Annotated in this window: 8 protein-coding genes and 1 pseudogene; all 9 read right to left on the bottom strand. The window is 72.3% G+C overall.

Translation table 11 applies throughout. From position 1 onward, the window contains the following. Positions 1-255: pseudogene (locus HLB09_RS09085) on the bottom strand (hypothetical protein); the annotation flags it as partial. Positions 256-335: 80 nt separating this feature from the next. After that, positions 336-821: a flagellar export chaperone FliS gene (gene fliS / locus HLB09_RS09080; protein ID WP_322790099.1), complete on the bottom strand. Its 486-nt coding sequence runs from the start codon at positions 819-821 to the stop codon at positions 336-338. Positions 822-945: 124 nt separating this feature from the next. Then, positions 946-2,307, bottom strand: coding sequence for a flagellar filament capping protein FliD (gene fliD, locus HLB09_RS09075; RefSeq protein ID WP_171203066.1), 1,362 nt, complete (start codon positions 2,305-2,307; stop codon positions 946-948). Positions 2,308-2,569: 262 nt separating this feature from the next. Then, positions 2,570-3,460, bottom strand: coding sequence for a flagellin N-terminal helical domain-containing protein (locus HLB09_RS09070; protein WP_171203065.1), 891 nt, complete (start codon positions 3,458-3,460; stop codon positions 2,570-2,572). Between the two features lie 225 nt (positions 3,461-3,685). Continuing rightward, positions 3,686-4,555, bottom strand: a complete 870-nt coding sequence (locus HLB09_RS09065) for a flagellin N-terminal helical domain-containing protein (protein WP_171203064.1) — start codon at positions 4,553-4,555, stop codon at positions 3,686-3,688. Between the two features lie 192 nt (positions 4,556-4,747). Beyond that, a complete protein-coding gene (locus HLB09_RS09060; RefSeq protein ID WP_171203063.1) occupies positions 4,748-5,650 on the bottom strand; it encodes a flagellin N-terminal helical domain-containing protein in 903 nt (300 codons plus the stop codon). 267 nt (positions 5,651-5,917) lie between these two features. Then, complete coding sequence (locus HLB09_RS09055) at positions 5,918-6,781, bottom strand: flagellin N-terminal helical domain-containing protein (RefSeq protein ID WP_171203062.1); 864 nt, start codon at positions 6,779-6,781, stop codon at positions 5,918-5,920. A 240-nt stretch (positions 6,782-7,021) separates the two neighbouring features. Continuing rightward, positions 7,022-7,879, bottom strand: coding sequence for a flagellin N-terminal helical domain-containing protein (locus HLB09_RS09050; protein ID WP_171203061.1), 858 nt, complete (start codon positions 7,877-7,879; stop codon positions 7,022-7,024). Positions 7,880-8,107: 228 nt separating this feature from the next. Next, positions 8,108-8,977, bottom strand: a complete 870-nt coding sequence (locus HLB09_RS09045; RefSeq protein WP_171203060.1) for a flagellin N-terminal helical domain-containing protein — start codon at positions 8,975-8,977, stop codon at positions 8,108-8,110. Positions 8,978-9,207 lie beyond the last annotated feature (230 nt).

Raw genomic sequence — 9,207 nt, 5'->3', positions numbered from 1 at the left:
CCCGACGGGCGGCGCCCACGGGCGGCGCGGGGCAGCCGGCGGGACGTCGGCCTGGTGGTGCAGCCGGGCGAGGAGGTCCTCGGCGGCGGCGACCTCGAGCTCGAGGTCGCCCAGCGCCGCCTCCCACTGCGCGTGGAAGGCGCGCCCGGTGTCGTCGTCCCCGACGGGCGCGGGGGCGTCGACGACCGGCGCGCGGTCGCCGTCGCGTCGCGGTGCCGGGCGCCCGTCCGAGCGGCCGTCCCGGGGCGCGGGCACGGCGGCGCGACGCTCCTGCTGGCGCGCCCGCAGCGCGGGGAGGAGCCCCCCGCGCCGGCTGCTCGTGTCCGCCACCGGGCTCAGGCGCTGACCGAGAGCAGGCCGCCGGCGGCGACGTCCACCGCACCGGTGCGCTGGGAGGGCAGGACGGGGGTGCTCGCGGCCGCGGGAGCGGACTGCTGGGCCACGGTCTGGGCGGCCTGGTGCCACGCGTCGCGCAGCGGCTCGACGATGCCGCGGCAGGCGGCCGTGCGGGCGACGTCGCCGCTGATGTTCGCCTCGACGAGCTCCGAGGCGAGGAAGGCGTAGAGCCCGGCGAGACCGGCGGCGCCGGCCCACCCGGAGGCCCCGGAGGTGTCGAGCGAGCTGTGGAGCTCGGTGACGACGTCCTGGGCGTGCTGGAGCTGGGCGTTCGCCGTGGCGCGGTCCCCCGCGGCCTGGGCGCGCTCGGCGCGGGACAGGTCGAGCACGAGCCGGTCGTAGAGCATCGTCAGCAGCTTGGCCGGCGACGCGGTGGCGACGGCGTCGGCGAGGAAGCGGGCGCGCGCGGCGGCGGGGTTGTGCACGGGTGGTCCCTCTCGTCGGTGCGGTGCGCCCGGGGGTGGGCGCGGGGGTGGGCGCGGGGGTGCAGGTGGTGGACACGGGCGGAGCGGCCGGTCAGCGGGGCTCCGGCCCCGCTGACCGCCCGGGTCAGCCCCAGCTGGGCAGGCCGGCGATCTGGCTGGCGAGGTAGCCCGACTGCGACTGGAGGCCGGACAGCGCCGTCTCGAGCGAGGCGAACTGCCGCTCGAGCGTGGTGCGCCGCAGGTCGAGCCGCGTGTCCCACCGGGCGATCTGGTCGTTGAGGTCGGCGACGGTGCTGCGGCGCCCGGTGATGGACGTCGTCACCGAGCCGGTCGTCGGGTCGCTCGCGGCCTTCGCGACGCCCTGGAGCCGCTCGGCGAGGCCCGTGACGATCGCCTGCGCCTTCGCCGGGTCGGACGCCATGAGGGCGTCGAAGCGGGACTGGTCGAAGGTGAGCGACCCGTCGCGGGAGAGCTCGATGCCGGCCTCGGCGGGCGAGACGCCGCTCGCGCTCACGGCGCCGAGCAGGTTCTGCGTGATGGAGCGCACCACCGCGTCGCCGGCCAGGGGGCCCGCGGTGCCGGTGCTGCCGCTGGAGGTCCCGGGCGTCGCGGCGCTCTGGCTGCGCAGCTCCGAGAGCGCGACGTTGACGGAGTCGACGAGGTTCTTCGTCGCCGTCGAGGCCGAGGCCCCGTCACGGGCCACCGTGACCGTCACCGTCTGCTGCTCCGAGCCGGGGAGCACCTTGAGGGAGGCCCCCGGGAGCAGGTCGTCGAAGCTGCCCGAGGCGGAGGTCGCGAGGATGCCGCCGCCGATGTCGATGACCGCGTCCTGCGCCGTGCGGGTCACGGTCGTCCCGGACGACAGGTTGGTGAGCTCGAACTCCGAGGCGGCGCCCGTCGTGGTGCTGGAGACCTGCAGGCGGTACTCCCCCGGCGCGGTCTGCAGCACGGTGGCGCGCATCCCCAGGCTGGCGTCGCCGTTGATGGCCGCGGCGACGTCGCGGATGGTGCCGTTGCCGCCGACCATGAGCCGGACCGCGTCGGCGCCGGCGCTGGGGAACTCGATGGCCACCTCGTACGGGGGCCCGGGGACGACCGTGGCGTCCTGCGCGACGGGGTCGGTGACCAGGGAGTGCGCGGCGGCGACCTGCTGCACCGTGAAGGTCGTGGACCCGGGGCGGGCGTCCGCGGAGCTCGTCGCCGTCGCGCTGACGCCGGTCGAGCTGGACGTCGTCGTCGTGGCCGTCCAGGCGGAGCCGGCGACGGTCGTGCCGGCGAAGGTCGTCGGCAGCACCTTGGCGGCCATGGTCGCCACGGACGACAGCCGGCTGTTGATCGACTGCAGAGCGCTGACCTGCTTCTCCGTCGCGGTGACGCGGGACTTCAGCTGGGTCTGCGACGCCGCCTCGACGGCCATGAGCTGCTTGACGATGCTCGTGGTGTCGAGGCCGCTCGACAGGCCTCCGATGGAGAGCCCTCCGGCCATGTCGATCTCCTCGTGTCCTCGGGTGGTGCGTCTTCGGGGGTGGTCTCGCCCGCGGCGGTCGCCGACGGGTGCTCGTAGTCCTGCATCGGCGCCCTGGGGCCCCACCTGAGCCGCGGACCGTCACGGGCGGGCCGTCCGGGGAGCCCCTCCCCCGGACGCCGCAGCGGCGGGCCGGTCCCCGGGGGGGTCCGACCCGCCGCTGCGGGTGGTGCTTGGTGGTGCGGTGCCGCCTGCCCGAGGTGCGGGCTCGCGCCCTCCGGCGTCAGCGGAGGAGCTGCAGGACGCCCTGGCCCATCTGGTTGGCCTGGGCGAGCATCGCCGTGCCGGCCTGGGACAGGATCTGCGACTTGGTGAAGGACACCATCTCCTGGGCCATGTCGGTGTCGCGGATCCGGCTCTCCGAGGCGGTGAGGTTCTCCACCGACACGTTGAGGTTCTTGATCGTCATCTCGAGCCGGTTCTGCTTCGCGCCGAGGTCCGCGCGCGCCGTCGACACCGTCTGGATCGCGTCGTCGAGCAGCTCGATGGCGCGGGCGGCACCCGTGCCGGTCGTGGCGACCGTGCCGTCCGCGTTGTAGGTCGACGCGACCGACGCACCCTCCATGTCGAGGGCGTCGACACCGAGGCCCGTGGCGGAGACCGCCACGGCGGAACCCGCGGCACCGGCGGTGATCGCGACGGAGATCTGCTCGCCGCCGTTGGCGCCCACCTGGAACGCGCCGCTGTAGTTGCCGTCGAGGAGCTTCTTGCCGTTGAACTGCGTGGTGTCGGCGATCCGGGTCAGCTCCTCCGCGAGCTGGTCGACCTCGGACTGGATGTTCTCCTTGGCCTTGTCGCTGAGACCACCGGTGTTGGCGGCCTGGACGGACAGGTCGCGCATGCGCTGCAGGATCGCAGTGCTGGTGGACAGCGCGCCCTCGGCGGTCTGGACCACCGAGATGCCGTCCTGGGCGTTGCGGACGGCGACCTTCAGCCCGCCGACCTGGCTGCGCAGGCCCTCGGAGATGGCCAGGCCGGCCGCGTCGTCCGCGGCGCGGTTGATGCGGAGGCCCGAGGAGAGCTTCTCGAGGGAGCTGGAGACCGAGTTCTGCGTGACCGAGAGGTTCCGGTAGGCGTTGAACGCGGCGACGTTGTTGTTGATCTGGAAACCCATGGTGATCTCTCTTCCCTGAGGGTGGTGCGAGGTCGACGAGCCCCCGTCCGTGGTGGCCCACGCCTCTCATCGGCAGGCGGCGGCCGCCCTTGAGAGGTGGCGCCGCGACCGCTGCGTCGTCCGGGTGGGCCGGGCGGGGGGGAGGGACGACGAAGGGCCGGCCCCCCGTCGGGAGGACCGGCCCTTCGCGTGCTGGTCGCCGTGCGAGCCCGTGCGTGCTCGGCGTCAGCGCAGGAGCTGCAGGACGCCCTGGCCCATCTGGTTGGCCTGGGCCAGCATCGCCGTGCCGGCCTGGGACAGGATCTGCGACTTGGTGAAGGACACCATCTCCTGCGCCATGTCGGTGTCGCGGATCCGGGACTCCGAGGCGGTGAGGTTCTCCACCGACACGTTGAGGTTCTTGATCGTCATCTCGAGCCGGTTCTGCTTCGCGCCCAGGTCCGCGCGCGCCGTCGACACGGTCTGGATCGCCGTGTCGATGGCGGCGATGGCGGCGTCGGCACCGGAAGGGGTCGCCGGAGGGCCGGCCGTGGCGGCCGTGGTCACGTCGAGGGTGGCGACGCCGAGGCCCGCCGCGCTCATGGCCACGGTCGAGCCGGCCGCACCGGCCGTGATGGCCACGGAGATCTGCTCGCCGCCGTTGGCCCCCACCTGGAACGCGCCCGAGTAGTTGCCGTCGAGCAGCTTCTTGCCGTTGAACTGCGTGGTGTCGGCGATCCGCGTCAGCTCGTCGCGGAGCTGGACGACCTCCTTCTGGATGTTCGACTTGGCCTCGGCGGACAGGCCTCCGTCGTTGGCGGCCTGCACGGACAGGTCGCGCATGCGCTGGAGGATCGAGGTGGACGTCGAGAGCGCGCCCTCGGCGGTCTGGACGACGCTGATGCCGTCCTGGGCGTTGCGGACGGCGACCTTCAGCCCGCCGACCTGGCTGCGCAGGCCCTCGCTGATCGCGAGGCCGGCCGCGTCGTCGGCCGCGCGGTTGATCCGCAGACCGCTGGAGAGCTTCTCCAGCGAGCTCGAGACCGAGTTCTGCGTGACCGAGAGGTTCCGGTAGGCGTTGAACGCGGCGACGTTGTTGTTGATCTGGAAACCCATGGCTGTCTCTCTTCCCTGAGGGTGGTGCGGTGACCGACCCCGTCCGTGGGGTCGCACCCGTCCATCGGCCGTCGTGCGGCGGTCCTGAGCACCGGGAGGTCCGCATCACCCGGAGGGGGGACGACGCAGCGGCGGGCCGGTCCCCGGGGGGGCCGACCCGCCGCTGCGGGTGGTGCTGGTGCAGCGCGGGCGTCAGCGCAGGAGCTGCAGGACGCCCTGGCCCATCTGGTTCGCCTGGGCGAGCATCGCCGTGCCGGCCTGGGACAGGATCTGCGACTTCGTGAAGGACACCATCTCCTGGGCCATGTCGGTGTCGCGAATCCGGCTCTCCGAGGCGGTGAGGTTCTCCACCGACACGTTGAGGTTCTTGATCGTCATCTCGAGCCGGTTCTGCTTCGCACCCAGGTCGGCGCGCGCCGTCGAGACCGTCTGGATCGCGGTGTCGAGCAGCTCGATGGCGCGGGCGGCACCCGTGCCGCTGTTGTCGCTGACGCCAGCTGTCACGACGGAGGCCACCGAGGGGCCCTCCATGTCGAGCGCGGCGACGCCGAGCCCGGCCGCGCTGAGACCGATGCCCGTGCTCGGGTCGCCCGGGGTGCTCAGACCCGCGTTGATGGCGACGGAGATCTGCTCGCCGCCGTTGGCACCCACCTGGAAGGCGCCGCTGTAGGAGCCGTCGAGCAGGTTCTTGCCGTTGAACTGCGTGGTCGTGGAGATGCGGGTGAGCTCCTCCGCGAGCTGGTCGACCTCGGACTGGATGTTCTCCTTCGCCTTGTCGCTCAGACCGCCGGTGTTGGCGGCCTGGACGGACAGGTCGCGCATGCGCTGCAGGATCGAGGTGCTCGTCGAGAGCGCGCCCTCGGCGGTCTGGACGACGCTGATGCCGTCCTGGGCGTTGCGGACGGCGACCTTGAGGCCACCGACCTGGCTGCGCAGGCCCTCGCTGATGGCGAGGCCCGCGGCGTCGTCGGCGGCGCGGTTGATCCGCAGGCCGGACGACAGCTTCTCCAGCGAGCTGGACACCGAGCCCTGCGTGACCGAGAGGTTCCGGTAGGCGTTGAACGCGGCGACGTTGTTGTTGATCTGGAAGCCCATGAGATGGCTCTCTTCCCTGAGGTCGTACGACGGAGGGCCCCCGTCCGTGGGGGTCCGGAGTGGTCATCGGCCGGTGTCGGCCGCACCTGAGCGGGGCGACATGGGTCCGACCGGGTCGGCGCCTCCCCCGGACGCCGCAGCGGCGGGCCGGTCCCCCGAGAGGACCGACCCGCCGCTGCGGGTGGTGCGTGGTCGTGGTGCTGCGGTGCTGGTCGAGCGGTGCTGGCGGTGCGGTGCTGCGCGCGGTCGGGCTACCGCCCGTCGGCGTCAGCGCAGGAGCTGCAGGACGCCCTGGCCCATCTGGTTGGCCTGCGCCAGCATCGCCGTGCCGGCCTGCGACAGGATCTGGGACTTGGTGAAGGAGACCATCTCCTGCGCCATGTCGGTGTCGCGGATCCGGCTCTCGGAGGCCGTGAGGTTCTCCACCGACACGTTGAGGTTCTTGATCGTCATCTCGAGCCGGTTCTGCTTCGCACCCAGCTCCGCGCGAGCGGTGGACACCTTCTGGATCGCCGTGTCGATCGTCGCGAGCGCCGTCCCGCCCGTCACCGCGAGACCCTTGGTCGGGTCCGGGGTGGTGCCGTCGGCCGCGAAGCCCTGGACGCCGAGCCCGGCGGCGCCGAGGCCCGCCGGCGTGCCGCCCGAGGTGATGGCGACGGAGATCTGCTCGCCGCCGTTGGCGCCGACCTGGAAGTTGCCCGAGTAGGTGCCGTCGAGGAGCTTCTTGCCGTTGAACTGGGTCGTGTCGGCGATCCGGGTCAGCTCCTGGGCGAGCTGGTCGACCTCCTTCTGGATGTTGGCCGTCGCCTCGGTGGACAGGCCACCGGTGTTGGCCGCCTGGACCGTGAGGTCGCGCATGCGCTGGAGGATCGAGGTGCTGGTGGACAGGGCGCCCTCGGCGGTCTGGACCACCGAGATGCCGTCCTGGGCGTTGCGGACGGCGACCTTCAGCCCGCCGACCTGGCTGCGCAGGCCCTCGCTGATCGCGAGGCCGGCCGCGTCGTCGGCGGCGCGGTTGATCCGCAGGCCGCTGGAGAGCTTCTCGAGCGAGCTCGAGACCGAGTTCTGCGTGACCGAGAGGTTCCGGTAGGCGTTGAACGCGGCGACGTTGTTGTTGATCTGGAAACCCATGGTGGTCTCTCTTCCCTGAGGTCGTGCGACGGGCGGACCCCGTCCGTGGGGTCACGTCGGTCCATCGGTGGCGGTGGGGCGGTGCCTGAGCGCCCTTGCCTAGCGCCACCCGGACGGGTGACGCCGCAGCGGCGGGCCGGTCCCCGGGGGGCCGACCCGCCGCTGCGGGTGGTGCTGGTCGTGTGGCCGATGGGTCCTGCTGGTGCGGTGCTGGGCGAGTCGGGCCGTGACCCGGCGGGCTCAGCGCAGGAGCTGCAGGACGCCCTGGCCCATCTGGTTGGCCTGGGCGAGCATCGCCGTGCCGGCCTGGGACAGGATCTGCGACTTCGTGAAGGACACCATCTCGGCCGCCATGTCGGTGTCGCGGATCCGGCTCTCGGAGGCGGTGAGGTTCTCCACCGACACGTTGAGGTTCTTGATCGTCATCTCGAGCCGGTTCTGCTTCGCACCCAGGTCGGCGCGAGCCGTCGACACCTTCTGGATCGCGGTGTCGATCGTCGCGAGGGTGCCCGTGGCGCCCACCGCGAGCGGGACGTCGGGGTCGGTGGCACCCCCGGCGTTCGTCGCGACACCCAGCCCGACGGCGTCGAGCGCGGTGCTCGCCGTGCCCGAGTTGATCGTCACGGAGATCTGCTCGCCGCCGTTGGCGCCCACCTGGAAGTTGCCCGAGTAGGTGCCGTCGAGGAGCTTCTTGCCGTTGAACTGCGTGGTGTCGGCGATGCGGGTCAGCTCCTGCGAGAGCTGGTTGAACTCCGTCTGGATGTTGGCCGTCGCCTCGGTGGACAGGCCACCGGTGTTGGCCGCCTGGACGGACAGGTCGCGCATGCGCTGCAGGATCGAGGTGCTGGTGGACAGCGCGCCCTCGGCGGTCTGGACGACGCTGATGCCGTCCTGGGCGTTGCGGACGGCGACCTTGAGCCCGCCGACCTGGCTGCGCAGGCCCTCGGAGATCGCCAGGCCGGCCGCGTCGTCCGCGGCCCGGTTGATGCGCAGGCCGCTGGACAGCTTCTCCAGCGAGCTCGAGACCGATCCCTGCGTCACCGAGAGGTTCCGGTACGCGTTGAACGCCGCGACGTTGTTGTTGATCTGGAAACCCATGGCTGTCTCTCTTCCCTGAGGGTGGTGCGAGGTCGACGAGCCCCCGTCCGTGGTGGCTCACGCGCTTCATCGGCGTACGGGGCGCGGGCCTGAGGCCACCGCCGACGTCATCGCTCGACCGGGTGAACGCCGCAGCGGCGGGCCGGTCCCCGAGGGGGACCGACCCGCCGCTGCGGGTGGTGCTGGTGGTGCGGTGCTGCCTGACGTGCGGGCTCGCGCCGGCCGACGTCAGCGCAGGAGCTGCAGGACGCCCTGGCCCATCTGGTTGGCCTGGGCGAGCATCGCCGTGCCGGCCTGCGACAGGATCTGGGACTTCGTGAAGCTGACCATCTCCTGGGCCATGTCCGTGTCGCGGATGCGGCTCTCCGAGGCGGTGAGGTTCTCCACCGACACGTTGAGGTTCTTGATCGTCATCTCGAGCCGGTTCTGCTTCGCGCCGAGGTCCGCGCGAGCCGTCGACACCGTCTGGATCGCGGCGTCGATGCGGTCGATGGCGCCGCGCGCGCCGGCGCCCGGCACGTTGAGCGAGCCGTCGGCGTTGAAGGTGCTCGCCGTCGACGCCACGGTGACGTCGATCGCAGCCGTGCCGAGACCGGTGGCGTCCATGTCGGTGCTGATGGCCACGGCGATCTGCTCGCCGCCGTTGGCGCCGACCTGGAAGGCGCCGTTGTACGACCCGTTGAGCAGGGCCTTGCCGTTGAACTGCGTCGTGTCGGAGATCCGCGTCAGCTCCTCGTTCAGCTGGACGATCTCCTTCTGGATGTTCGCCTTGGCCTCGCCGCTCAGCCCGCCGTCGTTCGCGGCCTGCACGGAGAGGTCGCGCATGCGCTGGAGGATCGAGGTGGACGTCGACAGGGCGCCCTCGGCGGTCTGGACCACCGAGATGCCGTCCTGGGCGTTGCGGACGGCGACCTTGAGGCCGCCGACCTGGCTGCGCAGGCCCTCGCTGATGGCCAGGCCGGCCGCGTCGTCGGCGGCGCGGTTGATCCGCAGGCCGGACGACAGCTTCTCCAGCGAGCTGGACACCGCGCCCTGCGTCACCGACAGGTTCCGGTAGGCGTTGAACGCGGCCACGTTGTTGTTGATCTGGAAACCCATGAGATGGCTCTCTTCCCTGAGGTCGTACGACGGACGGCTCCCGTCCGTGGGAGCACGCCCTCTTCATCGGCACGCCGCAGCGGTGCGTTGAGGAGCGGGGTGGGCCGCTGCGCCGACCGGGTGACGGCCGTGCGCGGCGGGCGGGCTGGAGGCGGGTCAGGCGGGCAGCGCCTGGCGCGTCACCCACGGCGCCGGCCGCACGGCCTGGCGCTGCGCGGGCACGGCGGCGG

It is taken from the genome of Pseudokineococcus marinus, assembly GCF_013004605.1.
Taxonomy (GTDB): Bacteria; Actinomycetota; Actinomycetes; order Actinomycetales; family Quadrisphaeraceae; genus Pseudokineococcus; species Pseudokineococcus marinus.
This window is presented reverse-complemented; position numbering and strand designations above follow the sequence as displayed.

Bases quoted from the DNA above. Each gene is read 5' to 3' on its own strand.
- fliD (WP_171203066.1), bottom strand. From the start codon at position 2,307: ATGGCCGGAGGGCTCTCCATCGGAGGCCTGTCGAGCGGCCTCGACACC.
- HLB09_RS09070 (WP_171203065.1), bottom strand. From the start codon at position 3,460: ATGGGTTTCCAGATCAACAACAACGTCGCCGCGTTCAACGCCTACCGG.
- HLB09_RS09065 (WP_171203064.1), bottom strand. From the start codon at position 4,555: ATGGGTTTCCAGATCAACAACAACGTCGCCGCGTTCAACGCCTACCGG.
- HLB09_RS09060 (WP_171203063.1), bottom strand. From the start codon at position 5,650: ATGGGCTTCCAGATCAACAACAACGTCGCCGCGTTCAACGCCTACCGG.
- HLB09_RS09055 (WP_171203062.1), bottom strand. From the start codon at position 6,781: ATGGGTTTCCAGATCAACAACAACGTCGCCGCGTTCAACGCCTACCGG.
- HLB09_RS09050 (WP_171203061.1), bottom strand. From the start codon at position 7,879: ATGGGTTTCCAGATCAACAACAACGTCGCGGCGTTCAACGCGTACCGG.
- HLB09_RS09045 (WP_171203060.1), bottom strand. From the start codon at position 8,977: ATGGGTTTCCAGATCAACAACAACGTGGCCGCGTTCAACGCCTACCGG.